This window comes from Shewanella profunda (genome assembly GCF_023283765.1).
In the GTDB taxonomy this organism is placed as follows: Bacteria; Pseudomonadota; Gammaproteobacteria; order Enterobacterales; family Shewanellaceae; genus Shewanella; species Shewanella profunda.
Window position 1 is genome coordinate 60,303 of sequence record NZ_JAKILG010000018.1, and the last position, 23,837, is coordinate 84,139.

At 44.4% G+C, this 23,837-nt stretch carries 19 protein-coding genes and 2 pseudogenes; 8 read left to right on the forward strand and 13 right to left on the reverse strand.

The window, feature by feature from the left end; all coding sequences use genetic code 11:
- Positions 1 to 44 precede the first annotated feature (44 nt).
- Entirely contained in the window at positions 45 to 1,841 is a 1,797-nt protein-coding gene (locus L2744_RS10890) for an ABCB family ABC transporter ATP-binding protein/permease (RefSeq protein WP_248991928.1), read from the reverse strand.
- 436 nt (positions 1,842 to 2,277) lie between these two features.
- Between L2744_RS10890 and L2744_RS10895 the strand changes: the two genes are divergently transcribed.
- On the forward strand, positions 2,278 to 2,454 hold the full coding sequence (locus L2744_RS10895) for a hypothetical protein (protein WP_198781065.1): 177 nt from the start codon (positions 2,278 to 2,280) through the stop codon (positions 2,452 to 2,454).
- 49 nt (positions 2,455 to 2,503) lie between these two features.
- Here L2744_RS10895 and aroG read toward each other — a convergent pair whose 3' ends face one another.
- From aroG to L2744_RS10920, 5 genes are all read right to left on the reverse strand, one after another.
- Positions 2,504 to 3,559 carry a 3-deoxy-7-phosphoheptulonate synthase AroG gene (gene aroG, locus L2744_RS10900; protein ID WP_248991929.1) on the reverse strand — a complete coding sequence of 352 codons (1,056 nt, stop codon included), beginning with the start codon at positions 3,557 to 3,559 and terminating at the stop codon, positions 2,504 to 2,506.
- Positions 3,560 to 3,848: 289 nt separating this feature from the next.
- Complete coding sequence (locus L2744_RS10905; RefSeq protein ID WP_248991930.1) at positions 3,849 to 5,036, reverse strand: tetratricopeptide repeat protein; 1,188 nt, start codon at positions 5,034 to 5,036, stop codon at positions 3,849 to 3,851.
- A 163-nt stretch (positions 5,037 to 5,199) separates the two neighbouring features.
- Positions 5,200 to 5,538 (reverse strand): hypothetical protein, encoded by a 339-nt coding sequence (locus L2744_RS10910; protein WP_248066585.1) that lies wholly within the window; start codon positions 5,536 to 5,538, stop codon positions 5,200 to 5,202.
- A gap of 154 nt (positions 5,539 to 5,692) precedes the next feature.
- Complete coding sequence (gene amtB, locus L2744_RS10915) at positions 5,693 to 6,943, reverse strand: ammonium transporter AmtB (protein WP_248991931.1); 1,251 nt, start codon at positions 6,941 to 6,943, stop codon at positions 5,693 to 5,695.
- Positions 6,944 to 6,953: 10 nt separating this feature from the next.
- Positions 6,954 to 7,292 (reverse strand): P-II family nitrogen regulator, encoded by a 339-nt coding sequence (locus L2744_RS10920; RefSeq protein WP_248991932.1) that lies wholly within the window; start codon positions 7,290 to 7,292, stop codon positions 6,954 to 6,956.
- Between the two features lie 297 nt (positions 7,293 to 7,589).
- Between L2744_RS10920 and L2744_RS10925 the strand changes: the two genes are divergently transcribed.
- Positions 7,590 to 8,132, forward strand: coding sequence for a hydrolase (locus L2744_RS10925; protein WP_248991933.1), 543 nt, complete (start codon positions 7,590 to 7,592; stop codon positions 8,130 to 8,132).
- A 164-nt stretch (positions 8,133 to 8,296) separates the two neighbouring features.
- A complete protein-coding gene (locus L2744_RS10930; RefSeq protein WP_248991934.1) occupies positions 8,297 to 8,548 on the forward strand; it encodes a DUF2999 family protein in 252 nt (83 codons plus the stop codon).
- A 144-nt stretch (positions 8,549 to 8,692) separates the two neighbouring features.
- On the opposite strand, the gene L2744_RS10935 is transcribed toward L2744_RS10930, so the two are convergent.
- Both L2744_RS10935 and L2744_RS10940 read right to left on the reverse strand, forming a co-directional pair.
- Positions 8,693 to 9,079 carry a carboxymuconolactone decarboxylase family protein gene (locus L2744_RS10935; RefSeq protein ID WP_248991935.1) on the reverse strand — a complete coding sequence of 129 codons (387 nt, stop codon included), beginning with the start codon at positions 9,077 to 9,079 and terminating at the stop codon, positions 8,693 to 8,695.
- A gap of 132 nt (positions 9,080 to 9,211) precedes the next feature.
- Positions 9,212 to 9,634 carry a hypothetical protein gene (locus L2744_RS10940; RefSeq protein ID WP_248991936.1) on the reverse strand — a complete coding sequence of 141 codons (423 nt, stop codon included), beginning with the start codon at positions 9,632 to 9,634 and terminating at the stop codon, positions 9,212 to 9,214.
- A 491-nt stretch (positions 9,635 to 10,125) separates the two neighbouring features.
- Here L2744_RS10940 and L2744_RS10945 point away from each other — a divergent pair, with 491 nt between their 5' ends.
- Together L2744_RS10945 and L2744_RS10950 are read left to right on the forward strand one after the other, a co-directional pair.
- Positions 10,126 to 10,911, forward strand: coding sequence for a hypothetical protein (locus L2744_RS10945; protein ID WP_248991937.1), 786 nt, complete (start codon positions 10,126 to 10,128; stop codon positions 10,909 to 10,911).
- A gap of 2 nt (positions 10,912 to 10,913) precedes the next feature.
- Positions 10,914 to 11,861, forward strand: coding sequence for a DUF1848 domain-containing protein (locus L2744_RS10950; protein ID WP_248991938.1), 948 nt, complete (start codon positions 10,914 to 10,916; stop codon positions 11,859 to 11,861).
- Between the two features lie 702 nt (positions 11,862 to 12,563).
- On the opposite strand, the gene groL is transcribed toward L2744_RS10950, so the two are convergent.
- Positions 12,564 to 14,204: a chaperonin GroEL gene (gene groL, locus L2744_RS10955; RefSeq protein WP_248991939.1), complete on the reverse strand. Its 1,641-nt coding sequence runs from the start codon at positions 14,202 to 14,204 to the stop codon at positions 12,564 to 12,566.
- Between the two features lie 57 nt (positions 14,205 to 14,261).
- Entirely contained in the window at positions 14,262 to 14,552 is a 291-nt protein-coding gene (locus L2744_RS10960) for a co-chaperone GroES (RefSeq protein WP_006086113.1), read from the reverse strand.
- Between the two features lie 224 nt (positions 14,553 to 14,776).
- Here L2744_RS10960 and L2744_RS10965 point away from each other — a divergent pair, with 224 nt between their 5' ends.
- The gene (locus L2744_RS10965) at positions 14,777 to 16,144 is read left to right on the forward strand and encodes an MATE family efflux transporter (RefSeq protein WP_248991940.1); all 1,368 of its coding nucleotides are present in this window, start codon (positions 14,777 to 14,779) and stop codon (positions 16,142 to 16,144) included.
- A 1-nt stretch (position 16,145) separates the two neighbouring features.
- Here the strand turns inward: L2744_RS10965 and L2744_RS10970 are convergent, their stop codons facing one another.
- Positions 16,146 to 17,135 (reverse strand): LysR family transcriptional regulator, encoded by a 990-nt coding sequence (locus L2744_RS10970; protein ID WP_248991941.1) that lies wholly within the window; start codon positions 17,133 to 17,135, stop codon positions 16,146 to 16,148.
- A 124-nt stretch (positions 17,136 to 17,259) separates the two neighbouring features.
- Between L2744_RS10970 and L2744_RS10975 the strand changes: the two are divergent.
- Both L2744_RS10975 and L2744_RS10980 read left to right on the forward strand, forming a co-directional pair.
- Positions 17,260 to 18,337, forward strand: a pseudogene (locus L2744_RS10975) (efflux RND transporter periplasmic adaptor subunit).
- Between the two features lie 3 nt (positions 18,338 to 18,340).
- Positions 18,341 to 21,418, forward strand: a complete 3,078-nt coding sequence (locus L2744_RS10980) for an efflux RND transporter permease subunit (protein ID WP_248991942.1) — start codon at positions 18,341 to 18,343, stop codon at positions 21,416 to 21,418.
- Positions 21,419 to 21,656: 238 nt separating this feature from the next.
- Here the strand turns inward: L2744_RS10980 and L2744_RS10985 are convergent.
- Positions 21,657 to 21,836 (reverse strand): annotated as a pseudogene (locus L2744_RS10985) (ISAs1-like element ISSba1 family transposase); the annotation flags it as partial.
- 76 nt (positions 21,837 to 21,912) lie between these two features.
- Complete coding sequence (gene ltrA / locus L2744_RS10990) at positions 21,913 to 23,163, reverse strand: group II intron reverse transcriptase/maturase (protein ID WP_248991943.1); 1,251 nt, start codon at positions 23,161 to 23,163, stop codon at positions 21,913 to 21,915.
- Positions 23,164 to 23,837: the final 674 nt, after the last annotated feature.

The window sequence follows — 23,837 nt, forward strand, 5'->3', positions numbered from 1 at the left end:
TATAGAGAACCGAAGCTGAATAAAGACTGAACTGTATTGTGCAATTAAACACCCATGGGCAGTTGTGATTGCTCATTTTGTATTCGCCACAGTTTAGCGTATAGCCCTCCCATTGCCAGTAAGGAAGCGTGATTACCTTGCTCAACTATCTCGCCTTGGCTCAATACAACAATTTGATCAGCATCGACTATCGTCGAAAGCCTGTGGGCAACCACAAGGCTAGTATGTCCCTTAGCGACTTCACGTAGCGCTGATAAAATGGCCTGCTCAGAGCGGCTATCGAGTGATGAGGTCGCCTCATCAAATACCAGCACAGGCGACCCCTTAAGAATGGCCCTCGCTATAGCAACTCGCTGTTTTTCTCCACCCGATAACTTTAAGCCGCGCTCACCTACTTTAGTATCCCAACCTTGGGAGAGTGAAGCGATAAACTGTTCTAAGTGCGCGAGTTTAATCGCATTACGCACTTCGTCATCGCTCGCGTCAGGGCGACCATAACGAATGTTTTCCACTAAGGAATCGTTAAAAAGCACAGTATCCTGCGGCACGATCGCAATCGCACGTCGTAGCGCATCTTGGGTAAGATGGCGAATATCTTGACCATCGATCTTGATCGCGCCTTGGTCTACATCGTAGAAACGAAACAGTAATTTAATGAGTGTCGATTTACCCGCACCACTATCACCGACAACCGCGACTTTTTTACCCGCGGCCACCTTAAAGCTCACATCCCGCAAAATCTGCCGGTCATCATAACTAAAGTTAACATTCTCAAAAGAAAGCTCTCCCTTTGATGGCTGAAAGTCGAGGGCATCGGGTGAATCGACGATCCTAGGATATTTATCGAGCAGGCTAAACATACGTTCGATATTGGCTAAGGCACCACGGATTTCGCGATAAACAAAACCGAGAAAGTTTAATGGCATAAAGAGTTGCATCATAAACGCGTTGATCAATACAAAATCACCCAATGTCATTTCGCCATAGGTTACACGGTATGCCGCTAGCGCCATCATGGCCGTCATGGCTAATGCAATAATGATGGCTTGCCCACCATTGAGGGCAAAGAGCGATAAACGGTTTTTACGCTTCGCGACTTCCCATTGATCTAAAGCTTGATCGTATCTATCAGACTCATATTTCTCATTATTGAAGTACTTTACGGTTTCATAGTTCAGCAAACTATCTATGGCTCTGGTGTTGGATAGCGAATCCGCCTTAGCCGCATCACGCACATATTCAGTGCGCCACTCAGTCGCAATAACGGAAAAAAGGATATAAGCCAGTACAGAGAAAAAGGTAATTGACGCAAATGCAATACCGTAATTAAAGAAGAAAATGCCAATGACCATGGCAATTTCGAGTAAGGTTGGCACTATATTGAACACCATAAAACGCATTAAAAAGCTCACACCACTCGTGCCGCGCTCAATATCCCGCGATAAACCACCTGTTCTGCGTTCTAGGTGAAAATCCAAATCTAACCGATGCAAATGATCAAATACTGCTAAACCCAAACGACGGATAGCTCGTTCTGTGACTCGACCAAATAGCGTATCGCGTATTTCCCCCGTAATCACAGTCAATAAACGCACCGCGCCGTAGGCAAGCACTAAGCCAACAGGAACGCTTAATGCCTGTATCGTTTTATCGGCATCTAAAGTATCGACTAAGTGTTTAAGGATAAATGGCAGTGCGACACTCGCGAGTTTTGCCACCACAAGACAAGACATAGCTAAGGTAATACGACCTTTATATTCAAGCAAATAGGGCCAAAGCAACTTCATAACATGCCAGTTGAGTTTATCTATTGGACCTTCAAAATATAATGTTGGGCGCATATGACTTAACCTTAAATGAGTTAGGTCAATTGTAACAGCAGATACCGACGTTAGGTGGAATCAAACCGACAAAGCTTGAATAAAATCAATCAGATTTACCTAACAGACAAGCAAGATTTAGACAGATAAACGCCATAATCGCCATGTCATTCCTACGACAATGAGGGATATGCAATGTAGGCCTATCAACGGCAACCGCAACTCATAGACAAAGGCTGCCTTATCGGTATGCCAGCCGCTAAAATAAGCCGTAATAGTGAGATTTATAGTGTTGATTATTTTTCCAGATTTACCCAAAATGCCACTGGGATTGGTTATGTAAAGCAGCAGAATTTGCTAATCTCAAGACGCTAGATAGGGTGGTGTAAGCGCAACGCACTTATATCTGGCAGTGACATTTAGATTACTCAATTAAATCAAGATCAAAGGAAGCTTTATGTTGGATTCCGCTAAAGTTCAATACCCGCCATTACCACTGATCCAAACTTGGGTGTGGATGATGATAGAATCAGGCAATCCAGAAATTCAGGACAAAGGTCGAAACAACCTTATTGCCGCCTTTGGTAGCTTAGCCAAAGCGAACGAATATTTAGCCGAAATGAGCAATAAATAATAAAGATAAAGGCGCCGGTAAGCGCCTTTGTTTTGTGTCTGTGACTCTTTTAGGCTTGTCGACGCCCAATCACACTTTGAGCTAACACTGCCAATAAGCGCTCGGTATCATCCCAACCGATACAAGCATCGGTAATGCTTTGGCCGTAACATAAGTCTTTACCCTCTTCGAGATCCTGACGCCCTTCCACTAAATGGCTTTCGACCATGACGCCAAAAATGGCTTTATTGCCTGCGGCAACTTGATCCGCCACATCTTCAGCCACCACCATTTGGCGCTGATACTGTTTGCTGCTATTGGCATGGCTAAAGTCGATCATCACATTATTGGGCAATTTTGCTTTTTGTAGTTGCTCGCTGATCTGTGCTACATGGGGCGCACTGTAATTAGGCTCACGACCACCACGCAAAATAATATGACAATCGGGGTTGCCCTTAGTGGACACAATCGCAGAATGCCCAAACTTAGTGACTGAGAGAAAATGATGCGGCGCATTGGCAGCCCCAATAGCATCGATAGCAACTTTAATCGTGCCATCAGTGCCATTTTTAAAGCCGACGGGACACGAAAGGCCCGATGCCAACTCTCGGTGCACTTGTGATTCAGTTGTACGAGCTCCTATGGCTCCCCAACACATCAAGTCCGCCACATATTGCGGCGTGATCATATCAAGGAATTCTCCCGCCGTTGGCATACCACTATCATTTAAGTCCACTAATAATTTTCGGGCGGTACGCAGTCCATCATTCAGTTTAAAACTGTTATCCATATAAGGATCGTTGATCAATCCTTTCCACCCCACGGTCGTTCTTGGCTTTTCAAAATACACTCGCATCACAATTTCAAGTTGATCTTTATAATGCTCGCGCAGGGAAACTAGGCGCTGACCATACTCCAATGCGGCTTTAGGATCATGGATTGAGCAAGGGCCAATCACAACTAAAAGGCGATCATCATCTTTAGCTAAAATATGATGAATACTTTGACGTGCGTTAAATACGGTGGCAGAGGCTTTTTCGGAAGCAGGAAATCGTTCAAGAATCGCAATCGGTGGAAGTAACTCTTTTACTTCTTTAATGCGAACGTCATCGTTTTGGTAATGCATAATTTACTGCTCCAACTCTGGTGTCTTAGGCTATTTCTATCGCTGTAATACGGGATCTCAACGGCAATACTGAGTTCAATTTATCCAGTCTGAAGCGCTAATGCAACCAAGTTGTTTCTATTTCAAAAAATCAAATATAACTTATTGTTTTAATATATTTTTAAAAACTATAAATTCAAATATGCAGTAGAAATCACAGTCATTCTTAGTAAAATCGAATACAGCCGTGGATCCGCATTTGAGGTGGGCTTAAGTATCGACTATTCTCCGCAGCTATTTAGGTCGGCCGTTAATGATGTTTCATTGCTTCAAGTTTAGCTTGATAACGATATCTTTCAGTACCACTACGGCTGAGTACCATGGCTTTTTCCATATTGAGCTGAGCACGTTTTTTATCCCCTAAAGCCCAATAGGTTTGCGAGATACCGAAGAAAAACTCATGGCGATAATCGGCCCGCTCAAGCGCCCTTTGATACCAGCTCAATGCTTGGTTATATTGTTTTTCATCAAATGCTTGTTGTGCCATATCATAGTAGTAATAGGGATTACGGATACGGGAAAGTTCGAGCACTTTATGGATTTTAGCCCATTCATCTAATCGACCTTGATCCCCTAAAATCACCGCTAGATTATAGAGTGTTGTCATATTTTGCGCATCGAACCTTAACGCGTACCGATATACCTGCTCAGCACGCTTCTCATCCCCTTTATGGCGATAAATAACGGCTAAGGTATTGAGCGCCGGAATAAACTGCCCCGCCTTTACACCTGCTTTTACCAAGGCATAGGCACGATCTAAGTCACCATTGACTAGAGATTCCGCAGCCATGTTATTGTAAAACATAGTGATCAATGTTTGCCGACTGATTTGTGTCTTAGCATAGCCTCGTAGGGCACGCTCCGGCATAAAATCAACGAGAATGGCATGGGATGACATATAAACCGTATGCCTAGTACCAGAGGGCAACAAACGTAAATTAACGTGACCATTAATTAAATAGAAATCCCCTTGCTTATCCCACATAGGCTCAATGGCGATATCTTGAAATTCGGTTTCAATATTCAAAATATCCGCTAAGGCAGAGGTCATGACAACAAGTGACATACAATTACCGGCCCTCTGGAGATAAGTTTCATATGCCACTTGCGTCAAGTTATCTTGATAACGAAAATCGCTCTCAGCCCCAGTTTGATTTGCACTGATGTACCTCGCTAACCATTCGTTTGCAGCAATAGCACTATTTAAAGATAAAGCATTTCTATCATAGGTACGTTTAATATCACTGACGACTTCAGGGGGTAAATAGAAGATATCCTTAATTGAGGGAATGTCAGTCACAGGGGTAAAGAGTGAGTCTGCAAACAAAGACTCTACCTCATCCGTCTTAGGCGTAGTCACAGTCGTACAGGCACATAATTGGACAAGTGCAAGGCCTAAAAAAGCAGTTAAATAGACAGCTCGGAATAGTTTCGACATACGTCCTCCCACACCATTAGCGCTTATTTGAGCTTATAACAAATGGCAGAAAAGACGTTATAAAATGGTTACAAAAAATGAATTCGGCTCAAGCCCTAAATAAGAATACTCCCCTAATTCATTGTGAAAGATAACCATTTTTAGCATGGTGAAGTTAAAACCCTTATCCTCTAGGGGGATCAACTTTTATATATAATTCCCGTTGCTGATAATGATAGGGTCGATACGCGCTCTCACCACAGGAGAAATGGCGATAGGGCTTTATCACAGCAACACAGCCAATGGGCAAAGCCTCTAAGATTTGGATCTGCTCCTGTCGACGAAGCGACTCCTGCCATTCAAAATCTTTAAGCACTTGATCGCGCACAGCAAAAGCGTCGAAAGGCTCACTCGAACGGGTAACAACCACTTCCCCAGCCACTACAGGCATAGCCAACAATATATTAATGGCGATAAGACTTAGTAAGCCAGAACGCCGCACAGTATTTGCAATCAAGTTCATCGGTCACTCCTTAATTTGCAACAAGATGCTTTTCTTCAATTCTACATGCTAGAGCACAAGATCCACTGAGATAAACCCATAAAAAAGCAGAGCACTAGGCTCTGCTTTACTATCCCTTGATCCCTACGTGGCATCAAGTCATATGCGTGAATTTTTAGCTGGCATTTTTGACAGTCACAAACTCAGGATAAGCATCTATACCGCAATCGGAAGCATCCATACCGTTATATTCTTCTTCCTCTGAGACTCGGATCCCCATGGTTACTTTGATAATAAACCACACCACAAACGAAGAGCTGAACACCCAAGCGAAGATAATCGCTGCACCAGTCAACTGTGCGGTAATGGTTGCATCTGCATTAGATAAAGGTACACATATTAGACCGAGGAAACCTGCCACACCATGAACTGAAATAGCGCCGACTGGATCGTCAATCTTAACGCGATCTAATCCTACGATGGAGAACACCACTACACCACCGGCGATTAAACCAATTACACCTGCCATTAAAAATGAAGGAGATAAAGGATCTGCAGTAATTGCCACTAGACCAGCTAAAATACCGTTTAAGATCATCGTTAAGTCTGCTTTACCCCAAATCATTTTACATACAATAAGGGCAGAGATGGCACCAAAGGCCGCAGCAGTGTTGGTATTCATAAACACTTTTGCCACTGAACTTGCATTCTCGGCATCAGATACCATTAGCTGAGATCCGCCGTTAAACCCAAACCAGCCCATCCACAGAATAAACATACCTAAGGTTGCCATAGGTAAGTTAGAGCCAGGAATAGGATTGACTTGACCGTTAGGGCCGTATTTACCTTTACGAGCACCGAGTAATAACACCCCTGCAATCGCCGCCGCAGCGCCTGTCATGTGCACGATACCGCTACCAGCAAAGTCAACAAAACCTAATTTGGCAATAAATCCTTGGCCCCACGTCCAATAACCTTCAATTGGGTAAATCACCCCTGTCATAACGACGGCGAAGCAAAGAAACGCCCATAGCTTCATTCGTTCAGCCACAGCGCCTGAGACAATTGACATCGCCGTTGCCACAAACACGACTTGGAAGAAGAAGTCAGACTCCAGTGCATGGCTCGCATCCGCAGATTGCGAACCAATTAAAGTACCAATCGATGGTATCCAGCCGCCCTCGGTATTATCGACATACATAATGTTGTAGCCGACTAACAGGTACATCACGCAGGCAATTGCATAAAGGACCACGTTTTTAGTTAAAATTTCAGTGGTATTTTTTGAGCGTACTAAGCCCGCCTCTAGCATGGCAAAACCCGCTGCCATCCACATAACAAGGGCGCCAGAAATCAAAAAATAAAAGGTATCAAGTGCAAAGCGTAGTTCTGTGACTGTAACGCCTAATTTTGTTAATTCTTCCATTATCAGCCCCTTATAGCGCTTCAGTGTCGAGTTCACCCGTACGAATACGGATTGCATGTTCTAGGTCGACGACGAAGATTTTACCGTCGCCAATTTTTCCCGTATGAGCCGCAGTGGTAATGGCTTCAATCAGCATGTCGAGATTTTCAGCCTTAGTGGCAATTTCTAGTTTTACTTTCGGTAAAAAATCCACTTGATATTCAGCACCACGGTACAGCTCTGTGTGCCCTTTCTGACGGCCAAAACCTTTAACTTCGGTCACCGTCATACCTTCAATACCAATTGCGGCGATAGCTTCACGGACATCATCCAACTTAAATGGCTTGATGATAGCGCTGACTAGTTTCATCCTGACCTCCAAAAAAACACGATTGTTATTAACTTGTATCAGAGGTAATTCAATCATCAGGCCAACAATTTAACATTATGATTTAAAATGTTTTTACGATAAACACGCCTAAAATCTCGATTAAAAACGCACCATATTTGTGCATAACACTGGGTAACGCACTCTTTTAGTGATCTGTTTAAGTGCAGAGCTATTCGACCTTATGCCTATTGGTAATAGGGGGTAATTAGGGTTTACTGATACCGTGTAAAATAAAAGCAGATATCGCAACAGACTAAAACGCAGAAGGAAGGCACGATGTTAAAACCCGAAGAATGTGTTCTTGTTATCGTCGATGTACAGGGAAAGCTCGCTCAGATTATGGAGGGCAGTGAAAAACTCCACCAACAACTCCAAACCCTAATCCAAGGTGCACAACTGTTTGAAATTCCCATTTTATGGCTAGAACAACTCCCTGATAAACTCGGTACAACCAGTCCAGAGCTACAGACATTACTTGATAAAACGAGCGTCCCGATTGCAAAGGTGCATTTTAGCGGCTGGCACTGCGATGAGTTTAAGCAAGCATTAATTCACACCCATCGTAAACAAATCATATTGGCAGGGATTGAAACCCATGTATGTGTTTACCAAACCTGCGGTGATTTATTAGCTAACCAATATTCGGTGCATCTAGTGGCGGATGCAGTCTCATCCCGTAATCAGACTAACAAGCAACTAGGTATACAGATGATGATCACCAGAGGAGCCCTATTAACCAATGTGGAATCACTGCTATTTGAGTTACAACATCAAGCACAAGGCGAACGCTTTAAGACACTATTAAAACTGATTAAATAAGAAGGCAGAACCGTCTAACACGGCATAATTGATTGGATTGCATAAGTCACTTTTCCATAGTCGCTGTTGCAGTACTTGATCCCTTCTCATTACCCTTCACATCCACCAGGCAGTATGTGATAAAATCAGCGCCTGTTTAATGTTTACATCAACAAGGTAATGCAATGAATCCCATTATTGCCATCTTAAAAGAACACAATATCAGCGACGCCAAAATTAATGAGCTATTCCAGACCTTAACGGAAAATCCGTTTGCCGCCATGGCAACCATTGGTCAGTTGGGGATCCCACCAGAAAAATTACAACAACTTATGGCGCTCGTAATGCAAAAACCGGCCTTGATCAAAGAAGCCGTTCTTGAACTCGGTTTGGATTTCTCAAAAGTAGAAGCCGCAAAGGCACAACTGCAAAAATAAGCTCATACTTTTCAAGTTTGTAGCAATCATGCCGCTAGGGGAATGCGCGTAACTCAGCTCCCCTAGCGAATGTTAAAACCACTAAATCTCAAAGCAACTAAACCCCAAAGCAATTGACGCTCAAAATGATCAGTACCAAGTGAACTAACTTTTTTGCGCCTGCCACTCCTCAATCGCCTCTTTTGCCGCTCGAAAAGCTTCAATCCCCGCAGGCATACCGCAGTAAACGGTGCAATGCAGTAAGACCTCTTGGATCTCTTCCACTGAGCAGCCATTGTTTAACGCGCCTCGCACATGACCTTTCAACTCAGTCGGAGCCTTTAATGCAGCCAGCGTTGCTATGGTAATCAAACTGCGCGTTTGCCTTGAAATGGCATCACGCACCCAAACCTCACCCCAACAATTGGCCGTAACTAAATCTTGCAGCGGTTGCGTAAAATCCGTCGCACTATTGAGCGCCTTATCCACAAAACTATCGCCCATCACAGCACGGCGCACCTCAAGCCCTTTTTCGTATTGCTCATCGTTCATCTAACAATCCTTTTTTGACATGCTGAGATAAGGTTAACTGACTCATACCAACACACTGGCCTAAGTGATATATGACTACCAGCGGGAATCATTTTCACAGGGCTATATTACCGCGGCCGAGTGCCGTATCGGCTATTGCGCATTTTGGTCAAATGTCCACACATACTCTTCCTGTTTGGGATAGACAACCTGCCAAAATGACTGATATATGGTATTCCCATTCAGTGGAACCCATACCTTTCTATCCATTTGAAAATACAAGGTATAAGCAATGCGGTGAGCCTTAGCGTTGCTTCCAACAAGACCGCATCCCCAGCTATTCTCGTTAATATCAAAGCCAGTGTAGCGTTTGTTCCAACTCTGAATATCGGTAGTTAAGGTTGGAAGTTCTTTCTCTAAAAAGACAGATTGAGATCCATAGGCGGAGTCTATCGCTTGGTCAAATACCTGTGTCAGTTCTTCCGACTGCAACTCAGAAAAACTATCCGCTGCCTGACTGCTCATCGCGCCGCCAAATAAACAGCAAGCAATAGCGACTCTAATGACTCTTTTCATATGGACTATCTGCCTAGCCAAGTTATTAATGGAGAATATAACAAAGTTATCATCCCTGATATTAGTTATCAGATAAATTAGCAAGTTAGCTAGCACTGAGATCCATCAAGTAAATTTGTGGCCTATAATGGTCGAGGTAAATTAACGTCGTGAGGCTTCACCCACACCTGACCAAGGAAGACTGCTCGTCCTATCAAAAACGTCCATGTTAAATAGCCAGCTCGATATCCCTATCTCGCGCTCAAAGCGGCCGCTGGCCTTCGCCCTTGGAGCCTCCAAGACGCCCCTAGCGAAGTTACATACATTAGAGACGGGTCTCATACTCCAATAAAAATAGTTATGTCTTTAGTTTATGAAGGTGACTAAGTTCATATAAAAGGCTCTCCGATTATGCAAAATAAAAATTTCGATGCATATTAAGTTTTGTACCAACATCACTTGCCTCTGGGTTAAGGCATTCATAGGACAAAGGACAACAAGAAGGAATTGCGATGTTTTTAAATGCACTAAAACAATGTGATAATGAAATAGCTCGTCTTAGATGTTGCGGTGATCGCTCACCATGTAATTGTGTAGAGTCACTTACGGATGACTACCGTCAGCGAAAAGATAGCTATAATTGTCAAAAGAAAATGGATACTTATGCTATAAAATATGGACCAAGCTACATTAGTGAAATATATCACTACTTAGAGACATCTCAGCTTATTAACAGGTTTAAAAATTCAACTTTAAATGTTATTTCTCTAGGTTGTGGATTTGCTCCAGATTATTATGCGCTTTCTAAATACAATGACGACAAAAAATTAAATATCGATATAAATTATACTGGATTTGATCTCAGCTCTGCTTGGAGCACAGCACGACCTAACGCACAGAACTGTACCTTTAAAAAAGCTGATTTAACAAAAGATTTCAGTTTGAAAAGTGCTCATATTGTGTTTGTATGTAAGAGCTTTTCGACAATGTTCAGAAATGATCATGGCGATGCTTTCTTAAGTCAATTAGTATCAGCTATTAAAAATAGCTTAGCCAAAGATTCAATTATTGTATTTATTGACGTTAACCTGAATGACTTTGGAAGAGATAACTTCCATAACAAGATCTCCCCTATTGTAAGCTCAAGTAAACAATATTTCTTCAGCGGAAGTACCTATACTAAGCCAAATTGGATAGAGATACAGTCAACAAATATTGTCTATGATATAGACCAAGATTTTTCAGTTGATAGTATCAATCATACAAACAAAACTATCGTGTTCGAATACAGGAAATAAAATTGATCATCAGTGCTAGTAGAAGGACCGACATTCCAGCCTTTTATACCCCTTGGTTTATGAACCGAGTCAGAGAAGGGTTCTTGCTTACAAGGAACCCCTTTAATGCTCATCAGATCAAACGAATTTCTTTAAGCCCCAATGATGTCGATCTTTTTGTGTTCTGGACAAGAAATCCTCATATGCTAATGCGCCACCTCCCAGAACTCAATCAACGAGGCTATCAATACTATTTCCAATATACAATCACGGGGTATCCTAAGGCCCTGGAAAGCAATGTTCCAAACCCAAATAAAGCAATTAGGACATTTAAAGAACTCAGCGACCAACTAGGAGCAGATAAGGTCATCTGGCGGTATGATCCTATCTTATTGTGCAACATAGTTGACATCAATGAACATAAGCGTCTCTTTCATAAAATCGCACATTTACTTACCGGAAAAACAAAAAAAGTAGTCATAAGTTTCGCAGATTTATATGAGAAGACCGATAGAAATCTTAATAAAATCGAAGCATTAAACTATACCGATATTATTAAGCAACCTGACACTTTGTTAGAACTGGTTCACTATATGCATCAAGTTGCTTCATCAGTCGATATGGAGATAGAAAGCTGTGCAGAAGAAGTCGATGTATCCCAAGCTGGTGTCCAACATGGAAAGTGCATTGATGATCAGTTGATTAAAAATGTTTTTGGAATTCATCTTGATGCCCAAAAAGATTCAGGACAACGAGAAGCGTGTGGATGTATCAAAAGTATTGATATTGGCTCATATAATACATGCCTACATGGTTGCTCATATTGCTATGCAACATATAGCCAAAACTCTGTTCAGAAAAATAAACAAAAGCATGACAGTAAAAGTCCCTTTCTTATCGGTGGGATAGAAGGCATCGACCCTCACCTACTTATCCCAGAAGAACAAATAATACAAGGGAACTTATTTTAGGTTTCGATTCTTTTCCAAGTGTAAGTTCACAATTCTCTCGCATCTTCCAGTGTTGTATCAATATATTCAGCTTTTGAGTTTAATAAGCCATCCATTGTTAAATTTTTCTAAAAGTACAACGGTGGAATATACATATTTTTCAAGTAAATCGCAGGTAACACCAATCTGGCAGGAGTTCACTATCCCCTAGGAGTTGCAGCCTGCACCGAGACTACAGAAGTTCACCCTCCCCTGCGAAGTTGCCGCGGGGCGTTGGAATAAATTGCGTGAGTCCGGACATGGATGTCCGGCTAGCTTTCGTAGGTACAGGGACGTTGCCTTCGGAAGCGATAGCAATTTATCCATAAGACCAAGGCCAGTACCTAATGCATGTAACTTCGCTAGGGGCGTCTTGGAGAATCCAAGGAGGATAGGACGAGCAGTCCTCCTTGGTCGGGTGTGGGGTGAAGCCCCACGACTTTAAACCTTTGTCGCCAGACAAAAAAACAAAACCCCGACTCAGTTACCCGAGTCGGGGTTTTCATTTTTCTCTTACAAGAATTTAGGTTTAAGCGATTAAGCTAAAGACCACAGATGTTTTTGCTAATTTTGCGCTGGATAAATCGTGTTAGTACAAGGCGCTGTGAGCGTAGCATACGTTGTTTGTATGTGAGCGAGCAGCAACACCGTAATCACCGATTTAAACCAGCAAAAAAGCAAAAATTACATCATGCCGCCCATACCGCCCATTCCGCCCATACCGCCCATATCTGAACCTGAGGCATCTTGTGGTACTTCGGCAATCATGGCTTCTGTAGTGATCATCAGACCCGCGATAGATGCTGCATACTGCAGCGCGCTACGTGTCACTTTAGTTGGGTCAAGGATACCCATTTCTAACATGTCACCGTAGGTGTCATTACCCGCGTTGTAACCGAAGTTACCGCTGCCATTTTTCACTGTGTTAGCCACAACTGACGCTTCTTCACCGGCGTTGGTTGCAATTTGGCGCAGTGGCGCTTCCATTGCACGCAGTGCGATAACCACACCGTGTTTTTGATCTTCGTTTAATACTTCTACGTCGGCAATCTTAGAAGCCACGCGGATCAAGGCAACACCGCCGCCAGGAACCACACCTTCTTCTACTGCGGCGCGAGTGGCGTGCAACGCGTCTTCAACACGGGCTTTTTTCTCTTTCATTTCAACTTCAGTGGCGGCACCGACTTTGATTACTGCTACGCCGCCTGCTAATTTAGCCATACGTTCTTGCAGTTTTTCTTTGTCGTAGTCTGAAGTTGAATCTTCAACTTGCTGTTTAATTTGACTCACACGGGCGGCAATTTGTGCTTGCTCGCCGTTACCATCGATGATGGTGGTGTTGTCTTTAGTGATCACAACGCGCTTAGCGGTACCTAAATCTTCTAAGGTCGCTTTTTCAAGTTCTAGGCCGATTTCTTCCGCGATAACAGTACCGCCAGTCAGAATCGCCACGTCTTGCAGCATTGCCTTACGGCGATCGCCAAAGCCAGGTGCTTTAACCGCAGCCACTTTAACGATACCGCGCATGTTGTTGACCACGAGTGTTGCTAAGGCTTCGCCTTCAACATCTTCGGCAACGATAAGCAGCGGCTTGCCAGTTTTAGCTAAGGCTTCAAGGATTGGCAATAACTCGCGAATGTTAGAGATTTTTTTATCGACTAACAGCACAAATGGGCTGTCTAATTCGATGCTGCCCGTTTCTGGTTTGTTGATGAAGTAAGGTGACAGGTAACCGCGGTCAAACTGCATACCTTCTACTACATCCAGTTCGTTTTCCAGCGCTTGGCCTTCTTCGACTGTGATCACGCCTTCTTTACCGACTTTCTCCATTGCCGTGGCAATGATTTGGCCGATTGATTCATCAGAGTTAGCGGAGATAGTACCTACTTGGGCAATAGCTTTTGAATCGGCACATTCTTGCGACAGATTTTTCAGCTCAGCAACGGCGGCGATAACGGCTTTGTCGATACCACGTTTCAGATCCATTGGATTCATGCCGGCTGCAACGGCTTTTAGGCCTTCGACGACTATGGCTTGCGCCAATACTGTTGCCGTTGTTGTACCATCACCGGCGGCGTCGTTGGCTTTAGAAGCAACTTCTTTCACCATTTGCGCGCCCATGTTTTCAAACTTGTCTGTTAGCTCAATGTCTTTTGCAACAGTCACACCGTCTTTAGTGATCAGCGGTGAGCCAAAGCTCTTGTCTAACACTACGTTACGGCCTTTAGGACCTAAGGTCACTTTTACTGCGTTGGCCAGAATGTTAACACCCGCTAACATTTTTACACGTGCATCGTTGCCAAATAACACTTCTTTAGCTGCCATCTTGATTATCCTTTAAATTTTTAATGATTAATTGGAATGTCGAATTGATGCTGAGGATTAACCTACTACTGCCATCAGGTCAGCTTCGGACAGGATCAAGACTTCTTGACCGTCGATTTTTTCTTTTTTCACGCCGTAACCTTCGTTGAAGATCACTACGTCACCCACTTTAACATCCAGTGGTTTAACTGTGCCGTTTTCTAAGATACGGCCATTGCCCACAGCAAGGATTTCACCGCGAGTTGATTTTTCAGCGGCGCTGCCGGTTAGCACTATGCCACCCGCTGAGGTTGATTCAACTTCAAGACGCTTAACGATTACGCGGTCATGTAATGGACGAATATTCATCTATGAACTCTCCTAATGATTTGATGCCCTACAATCGAGCCGATTTGTGTTTAAAAAAAGAGGCACGTCAGCCTTCCCTTCGATGTGTGTGATATGGGGCTGACGCTGTCCAGATCCAAGTGTCTTTACAAAAAAAACTTCAATTTTTTGATGTCAGTTTTTTCAAGCGGACACAATCCTGTTAGAATTCCGCCTCCGCAGGCAAACAAGGCATTATTTTCTCCATGAAAGACAGACACGGGCTGCTCAGTGCGCCAATTGGTCGTGTACTGCTCGACATGAGCCTCCCCAACTTGATTGGCATTATGACCATTCTAGGTTTCAGTCTCGCTGACACTTTTTTTATCAGTCAATTGGGCACCGAGGCTTTGGCGGCTATCAGTTTTACCTTTCCGGTCACCCTCATTATTTCGAGTATTGCCATTGGCATTGGTGCGGGCGTTTCAACCAATCTCGGACGCCTTATCGGCTCAGGCAATGCAGCAAAGGCTAAGGTATTTTTACACGATGCCTTATTCCTGACCTTTATATTAACGGCCAGTCTATCGGCCCTTGGCAGCATTTTTATTACACCGCTGTTTAGTCTGCTTGGGGCGAATGAAAGCAGCTTACCGCTGATCCGCGACTATATGGTTTACTGGTATTTAGCCGCACCACTATTGGTCGTGTTAATGGTGGGTAATCAAGGTTTACGGTCAACGGGTGACACCCGCTCGCCAGCAATGATTATGTCGCTCGCGGCGCTCATCAACCTTATTCTTGATCCCTTACTTATCTTCGGGATTGGTCCCTTTCCTCGTTTAGAAATTCAAGGGGCAGCCATTGCGACAGTTATCGCTTGGCTTGTAGCTTTATCACTATCGAGTTACCTATTGATTATAAAAAGAAAGATGCTGGAATGGGTCGCCTTCGATATTGATAGAATGCGCGCCAACTGGAGCAAACTTGCCCATATTGCACAACCTGCGGCATTAATGAATTTAATTAACCCATTAGCCAATGCGGTGATCATGGCGATGTTGGCGCATATCGACCACAGCGCTGTCGCCGCCTTCGGAGCGGGTACCCGGTTAGAGTCCGTATTGCTGATTGTGGTAATGGCACTGTCATCGAGCCTCATGCCCTTTATTGCGCAAAACCTTGGTGCAGGGCAACCACAAAGGGCAAAACAAGCGCTGCTGTTGTCACTTAAATTTATCTTTGTATTCCAAACCTTGCTCTATATTCCATTGATATTTTTGGCTGAACCGATCGCCCATTTATTTAGTACAGATCCGCAGGTGCTAGAATGGCTTAGTTTTTATATCTTAGTGCTGCCCTGTGCCTATGGACCTTTAGGTATAGTGATTATTGTCGCCACCTCGCTCAATGCCTACCACAGGCCCATGAGTTCATTGGTGATAAACCTGTGCCGCTTAATGCTGTTGATGCTGCCGCTGGCGGCGCTAGGTTCGTATATCGGTGGCGTGAAGGGATTATTACTGGCGCTACCTCTGACTAACATCTTGATGGGCATTGCCTGTTACTGGCTGGCGCAGCGGATCTGTGAACCCACAAAGGTCACGACCGCAAACGCCATTAGCGAAGGTTAAGCTAGCGCGATTTTTTGACGGAAAAATGCAGCACGTCATCGGAAAATGCCTCTTTAGAGGCTTGACAGGACCGGCGTGGGCTTTGCTCGCTCATATTGGTCGGCACCCCATTGGGCACTAATTCTTGCAGGATATAGTCGATAAAGCGTCGACTGGCTAAACTCACGTAACGCCTTGATGGATAAGCTAAGAAACACTCACCTTGATGAGCATCAATTTCAGGCAGTAGGGTAACGAGCTCACCCGTTTCGACAAACTCGGCAACTACTTCTGCGGGAGCATAGGCAATACCCCTGCCCTGCAATGCAAACTCAACGGCGAGTTCTACACTGTTAGAACAGAAATTCCCTCGCACTCTCACCGCTTCCTCCAATCCTACCCATAGCTCATTAAAGATTTTGCCATTAGATAATCGGAATAAAGACACATTGTGTGACTCAATCTCCTGAGGTGTTTTTGGCGTGCCATGGCTTGCTAAATATTCAGGGCTGGCATAAAAACGCAGATCCGTTGTAAAAATGGGGCGCACCACTAGATCTAAGGTATCTAACACTGACTCAACCACAAAGGCGACGTCGAGATTGTTTTTCACCATATCGACAGATTCGACACTGCTAAGCACTTCGACCGTGAGCTTTGGATGCATATCCATAAAACGAAAAATGGCTTGCATCAATATTCTCATACTATGGATGGGAAACATTTGTATACGTAAATGCCCGCTGATCTCGGCATCATCATTGGTCATCTCAAACAGAGTTTCATCGAGCTGGGCCAAAATATTTTGTGAACGCTGGTAAAAATGACTTCCCGCAGAGGTTAATGTCATGGAGCGGCTCTGGCGGTGGAACAGTTTAATGTTCAGCTCATCTTCCAATGCCTGTAAACGGCGACTGACCGTTGACTTAGGTAAGTTAAGTAAATCAGCCGCTTCGATCAAACTGCCCGTTTCAGCTATTCGGTGAAATAACGCTAAGTCCTCTGTCTTCATTTTAACCCTAAGTTCAATCTCATTATGTGGGATTGATAATCCCAAACTATCCCGTTTGTTGCAACAAATTTAGCTGATATCTTCGCGCCTAGAAATGCTGACAATTTGTTACCAAGGAATCCCCATGACATCATATCGACTCCTCCCCTTAGCTGCGCTGCTTCCAGCCTTGCTCAGTGGTTGTTCGCCTGCCGAGAGTTCCGTGCAAACCGGCGGTTCGTCCCGTAAAACTGTTCGAGGTGATGCAACTCGAAGGGGGGGATTTTAGAACTTTCCCCGCCCGTGTCACCGCTAATAGCCGTGCCGAGTTATCGTTTCGTATTTCGGGACAATTAACCGAACTCGCTTTAGTCGAAGGACAAAAAGTGACTGAGGGAAGCCTACTTGCAAAACTCGACGACAGGGATGCATACAACAATCTAATGAGCAGTGAAGCGGACCATGAACTTTTAGCTGCTGATTATCATCGTAAAGTGGAATTACTGAATCGCAAACTGATTTCACAATCCGAATTTGATAGCACCCAAGCCCAGTTAAAATCCGCAAAGGCATCCTTGGCGGCCGCGCGCGATCAGCTCAGTTATACCCGTTTAACGGCTCCCTTTAGTGGCACTATCGCTAAGCGTTTAGTGGATAACCACCAAATAGTGCAGGCTAACCAAGGAGTATTAACGCTGCAAAATAATAACTTGCTTGATGTAAGCATCCAAGTTCCCGAAGCCATGGCCGCAGGTTTAAGCGAGTATATTAAGCAGCAAAATTTCAGCGCTAAGGTACGATTTACCGCGCTAGAGGGAATGGAGTTTGATGCTAAGTTCAAAGAATACTCGACCCAAGTCACCCCTGGTACTCAAGCCTATGAAGTGGTGTTTTCTCTGCCACAACCCAACAATGTGCAGCTACTGCCGGGTATGAGCGCCGAGCTAACCTTAGCCTTGGTTAAAACACCTAATCAGACGTCAGCAATTGTGCCTGTTACCGCCATAGATAAACGTGACCAAGACGGTCAAGTACAGGTTTGGGTGTATCAAGCTAAGTCAGGTGAAGTGACACCGGCACCAGTGACATTAGGACGCGTAACCAATCAAGGGATTGAAATCCTTGGTGGTCTTAATAATGGTGATCTCATCGTGAGTGCAGGCGTGTCCCAGTTATCCACTGGCATGAAAGTCAAACCACTACGCTGGCAGCGTGGGGTGTAAGTGATGAATATTGCTGAGTACTCGATTCGCCATAAAGTCATTAGCTGGATGTTTGTGTTACTGCTATTAGTAGGGGGTAGCATCAGTTTTACGGGTTTAGGACAGTTAGAATTCCCCGAATTTACGATTAAAGATGCCCTAGTGATCACCGCTTATCCCGGTGCTTCGCCAGAACAGGTTGAAGAAGAAGTCACCCTTCCCCTTGAAGATGCATTGCAACAACTCGATGCCGTTAAGCACGTGACCTCAATTAACAGCGCGGGTTTATCGCAAATACAAATTGAGATCAAAGATAGTTACGATAAAACCAGCCTGCCACAGGTATGGGATGAAGTACGCCGTAAGGTCAATGATACTGCAGGGCAATTGCCTCCGGGCACAGAGACACCGCAGATAATGGACGACTTTGGTGATGTTTACGGGATTTTATTTAACCTTTCAGGGCCAGATTACAGCAATCGCGAACTGAGCAACTATGCCGACTATTTGCGCCGTGAATTAGTGCTAGTGCCAGGCGTAAAAAAAGTCTCGGTTGTGGGCAGTGTAACCGAGCAAGTCGTGATTGAAATATCCCAGCAAAAACTTTCGGCTCTGGGGCTCGATCAAAGCTATATCTATAGCCTTATCAATAATCAGAACGTGGTCTCCAACGCGGGAAGCCTCGTGATTGGTGATAACCGTATCCGCATTCATCCCACGGGTGAATTTGGCAGTATTCAGGATCTGGCGCGCTTGATTGTCAGCCCACAGGGCAGCACTGAACTGATTTATTTAGGCGATATCGCCAATATCGAAAAGGATTACGACGAAACCCCCACCGTGCTTTACCACAACAAAGGGGAATCGGCGTTGTCATTGGGGATTTCCTTCTCCAGTAGCGTAAACGTAGTCGAAGTAGGTCAAAGGGTTAATGATCGCCTTGCCGAGCTCGAATCCCAGCGCCCAATAGGCATGAGCTTAGATACCGTTTATAACCAAAGTTCGGCGGTAGACAAAACAGTTAATGGCTTTTTAATCAATCTATTAGAGTCAATTGCTATCGTTATTGCCGTGCTGTTACTTTTTATGGGTGTGCGCTCAGGTTTATTGATGGGACTTATCCTGCTACTCACAATATTAGGCACTTTTATTGTGATGAAAATGCTAGGAATTGAGCTACAACTCATCTCGCTCGGTGCACTGATTATCGCCTTAGGTATGTTGGTGGATAATGCTATTGTTGTGACGGAAGGGATTTTAATTGGTCTTCGCCGGGGTAAAACCCGCTTAGAAGCGGCAAAACAAATTGTCTCGCAAACCCAATGGCCACTGCTGGGTGCGACCATTATTGCCATCATCGCCTTTGCCCCTATCGGCTTATCACAAAATGCATCGGGAGAGTTTTGTCGTTCGCTGTTCCAAGTGTTGATGATTTCTTTATTTATCAGCTGGATAACAGCCATCACCCTGACGCCATTCTTCTGTCACTTAGTGCTTAAAGACGCACCGAGTGATGATGAACAAGATCCTTACAAAGGTTGGGTCTTTAACTTATACCGCACAAGCTTAACGCTAGCACTGCGTTTTCGTATCGTAAGTATATTGTTGGTTGGTGCGATGTTAGTCACCGCCGTGATTGGATTTGGTCATATCAAAAACGTGTTTTTCCCCGCATCTAATACGCCAATCTTTTTTGTGGATATTTGGATGCCTGAAGGCACAGATATTAAAGCGACCGAGCGCTTTACTGCGGATATTGAGCAACAATTGCTCAAACAAGCAGAGCAACAACATACTGGCCTTACCCATCTAACCACAGTGATTGGCCAAGGCGCCCAACGTTTTGTACTGCCCTACCAACCTGAAAAAGGTTATCCAGCATTCGCCCAGTTGATTGTGGAAATGCGCGATCTTGAGGCGGTAAAAAACTATATGCCTGAACTGGAAAAGTTTTTAAATCAACGTTTCCCACATGCACAATACCGTCTAAAAAATATGGACAATGGGCCTTCGCCTGCCGCCAAAATTGAGGCTCGTTTCTATGGTGATGATCCAGAAATACTAAGAACACTAGGCGCCCAAGCCGAAGCGATTTTCCACGCGGAGCCAAGTATGGATAGTATACGCCACGACTGGCGTAACCAAGTTCCGTTAATTCGCCCGCAATTGGAGAATGCCCAGGCACGGGAAACGGGGATCAGCAAGCAAGATCTCGACAATGCACTGCTGGTTAACTTTAGCGGTAAAAAAATTGGTTTATATCGCGAGACTAGTCACCTATTACCCATAGTCGCCAGAGCCCCTGCCGAGGAACGCTTGCAAGCTGACAGCCTATGGAAGCTGCAAATTTGGAGCAGTGAACACAGCACCTTTGTGCCCGCGACCCAAGTGGTGAGTAGTTTTAATACCGAATGGGAAAACCCACTGGTGAAGCGCCGCGACCGTATGCGTATGCTCGCCGTACTGGCCGATCCTAAGTTGGGCAGCAATGAAACTGCCGATTCAGTGCTAAACAAAGTAAAAGATAAGGTTGAAGCTATCGCCTTGCCAGCGGGTTATCACCTCGAATGGGGTGGTGAATATGAAACTGCAGGAGAAGCTCAAACCGCTGTATTTAGCTCAATTCCACTCGGTTATCTCGCCATGTTTTTAATCACTGTGTTCCTATTCAACTCACTGCGTCAGCCATTGGTGATTTGGTTTACAGTGCCACTGGCGTTAATAGGGGTTTCAGCGGGATTATTGCTGTTCGATGCACCCTTCAGCTTTATGGCGCTACTTGGCCTCTTGAGCTTGTCGGGCATGGTGATTAAAAACGGGATTGTGTTGGTCGATCAAATCAACCTTGAACTCAGCGAAGGAAAAGCCGCATATAGCGCACTGTTAGACTCCTGCGTAAGCCGCGTTCGACCCGTAATGATGGCGGCGATCACCACTATGCTTGGAATGATCCCATTAATATCAGACGCATTTTTCGGCTCTATGGCAATCACTATTATCTTTGGCTTAGGCTTTGCCTCGCTGCTGACATTAATCGTCCTGCCAGTGATGTATAGCCTTGCCTTCAACATCAAAGCAATAGGAGGTCAATCACTCAGCTAGCGCTTCACTTTTTATCCTAAACGCTTCCCGGCGCGGCCGATCGCTACTTAATACAAAGTAGCCGATCGGCCATTTCCCCTCTAAATTGCCCATCCTATTTATCGTCATTGCGATGCTATTGCTTTGTCTTTAACGAACGAGAAAGGTCGAGTGTAAAACGCTTAAGGAATGGCAAATAGATAAGGACGTTATTAAAGCCTCTTAAGCTGCAGGGCGGGATTAAGCTTTGTTAAATCTCTTAACCAAAGAAAATCTCGCTCCTAAAATCACCATTCCATGCTGCCTTTCTTATTTTGGTTGGTTTACTGGCTTTTAGCGGATGCTGCTCTAAAAGGTTCAGCACGATACGCCGAAATAACGCCATCTTCTTCGCGTTTTCACGGTCACCAATCCTTGAACAGTCTTCCCTAAAGGTGAGGAGAGTAGACCGCTGGAACTTCCCCAGCAGCCCCTCGCAGAACGGTACGTGAGCCTCTCGACTCATACCGCTCCCGTTAAACCATCGATCCTCTCATTCCTATTCGCCAATGAGCAAATAGGTGGCGATGAGTGTCGGCTACTTTCTCCATAAATTGACCGGCTCTCGTTTTGCGTCGTTGAAGTTTCTTGTATTTGTGCCTCGCCCACCAGATTAACGCTTTGTTTATCTGACGGAATACACGATAAAGTTCTGAACGACAGAAGCTGCCATAGTAGTTAATCCAACCATTGATGATTGGATTGATCCTCCTAGCTATTTGCTCAAGACTTAAATCTGTTCGCTTTCGAATGGCCAACATCCTAATTTTCTTTATCATCCCCTTTTGTGCATCTTTACTTACAGCCGGAGTAAAACTGATAAAGGTACCTTGAGTATGCCTGTTTCTGCATAGTCGTGGCCTGAATGTGTAACCTAAAAAGTCAAAAGCTGTGTTCTCATATTGCCCCTTGCGAGTGCCATCCTTGCAGTAAACAATTTTGGTTTTCGTTGGATGCATCTCAAGCCCACAATCTTTGAACCTTTTCTCAAGCTCAGCTCGCATTTTCTGTGCCTGCTCTTCGCTATTGCAATGAACTAGCCCATCATCTGCGTATCGACACCACTTCACTCCTGGGTGATTTTTATGCATCCATTTATCAAAGACGTAATGTAAGAACAAATTCGCTAACACTGGGCTTATTACTCCACCTTGCGGTGTGCCCATGTTTCGCTCTATTACCTCATTATTATCTTTCACCATTGGTGCTTTTAACCACCGCTCAATGTACAGTAGTAGCCACTTACAATCTGTATGCTTACGTACTGCCTTCATGAGCAACTCATGTGAAATGTTGTCAAACAACCCTTTAATATCAAACTCTAACACCCAATCTTGATACCAGCAGCGTTTTCTCGTCACACCGACAGCATCTATCGCTGACCGATTTGGCCTATACCCGTATGAATCATTAAGGAAATGAGGCTCAACTAATGGTTCAAAGCTAAGCTTTACGACCATTTGTGCTACTCGGTCTTGAATCGTTGGAATGCCGAGTATTCGTTCACCACCAGATTTCTTTGGTATTGCCACTGCTTTAACTGCAGGTGGAAAATAGCAACCTGATGTCATTCGATTCCAGATTTTATATAAGTTGTTCTTTAAGTCTTTTTCAAAATCAGACATCGATTGCTTATCGATGCCTGCAGCTCCTTTATTCGCTTTGACTAGTTGGTAAGCCCGCACGACCTGCCATTTGTCAATTTCAAACCGATGTGTATTCGTCATAATATCTCCTCCTGCACAAGGCGCAGTTGGATAAAAGATGAATACTGTTTAACACGACCCCTTCGCTCCACGTTCATTACAAACGCTTCCTTACTACTACAGGTCGTTCCGCCCCAGTGCCAGACATTGGTACTCTCATACTTACCATTTTAGTGATTTGTATTTCTGCCTTAACATTCTGACGACTGGTTCCCACAGTTCCTGAAAAGAGCCTGAAAATGAGATCACGCCCACTTTACACCGGACACCACTTACACAGCCTTCGGAGCAACCTGTAAATTTATCACCAGTCTTAGACGCTACTGGCTTTTGATGTCGAGTCTTTGGTTTACGATGCGTCATCATGGGTTCGATAACTCGTCTTCTCATTTCTCACCTGAGCACTTAAATATGCCCGTTTCTTCAACGCTCACCACGAACACTCTTAATGTTCGCAGCTTGAAGCGGTTTGAAGCCAGCTTCCGACAACAGACTTCGATGGGCCAAACCATCATCTCTTCTCAAGCTTAGCCATAAACGTTGCACATGTCCTTATGCTGCAATCCTATGTGCCTGTGGCACACCGTCAAGCACCCAGTGTTGCTGGTTCTCGATGTGCCAATGCTGACGCACCGCTTTGGCTGCAAGTTCGATGTCCAGAGGTAAAGAACTTAAGTAATAATCCGTATTAATGG

Coding starts and splice junctions, on each gene's coding strand:
- L2744_RS10935 (WP_248991935.1), bottom strand. CDS start 9,079: ATGAACGATGAGCAATACGAAAAAGGGCTTGAGGTGCGCCGTGCTGTG.
- ltrA (WP_248991943.1), bottom strand. CDS start 23,163: ATGACGAATACACATCGGTTTGAAATTGACAAATGGCAGGTCGTGCGG.
- amtB (WP_248991931.1), bottom strand. CDS start 6,943: ATGGAAGAATTAACAAAATTAGGCGTTACAGTCACAGAACTACGCTTT.
- L2744_RS10890 (WP_248991928.1), bottom strand. CDS start 1,841: ATGCGCCCAACATTATATTTTGAAGGTCCAATAGATAAACTCAACTGG.
- L2744_RS10920 (WP_248991932.1), bottom strand. CDS start 7,292: ATGAAACTAGTCAGCGCTATCATCAAGCCATTTAAGTTGGATGATGTC.
- L2744_RS10910 (WP_248066585.1), bottom strand. CDS start 5,538: ATGAACTTGATTGCAAATACTGTGCGGCGTTCTGGCTTACTAAGTCTT.
- L2744_RS10970 (WP_248991941.1), bottom strand. CDS start 17,135: ATGAAGACAGAGGACTTAGCGTTATTTCACCGAATAGCTGAAACGGGC.
- L2744_RS10895 (WP_198781065.1), top strand. CDS start 2,278: ATGTTGGATTCCGCTAAAGTTCAATACCCGCCATTACCACTGATCCAA.
- aroG (WP_248991929.1), bottom strand. CDS start 3,559: ATGCATTACCAAAACGATGACGTTCGCATTAAAGAAGTAAAAGAGTTA.
- L2744_RS10960 (WP_006086113.1), bottom strand. CDS start 14,552: ATGAATATTCGTCCATTACATGACCGCGTAATCGTTAAGCGTCTTGAA.
- groL (WP_248991939.1), bottom strand. CDS start 14,204: ATGGCAGCTAAAGAAGTGTTATTTGGCAACGATGCACGTGTAAAAATG.
- L2744_RS10940 (WP_248991936.1), bottom strand. CDS start 9,634: ATGAAAAGAGTCATTAGAGTCGCTATTGCTTGCTGTTTATTTGGCGGC.
- L2744_RS10980 (WP_248991942.1), top strand. CDS start 18,341: ATGAATATTGCTGAGTACTCGATTCGCCATAAAGTCATTAGCTGGATG.
- L2744_RS10930 (WP_248991934.1), top strand. CDS start 8,297: ATGAATCCCATTATTGCCATCTTAAAAGAACACAATATCAGCGACGCC.
- L2744_RS10905 (WP_248991930.1), bottom strand. CDS start 5,036: ATGTCGAAACTATTCCGAGCTGTCTATTTAACTGCTTTTTTAGGCCTT.
- L2744_RS10965 (WP_248991940.1), top strand. CDS start 14,777: ATGAAAGACAGACACGGGCTGCTCAGTGCGCCAATTGGTCGTGTACTG.
- L2744_RS10945 (WP_248991937.1), top strand. CDS start 10,126: ATGTTTTTAAATGCACTAAAACAATGTGATAATGAAATAGCTCGTCTT.
- L2744_RS10925 (WP_248991933.1), top strand. CDS start 7,590: ATGTTAAAACCCGAAGAATGTGTTCTTGTTATCGTCGATGTACAGGGA.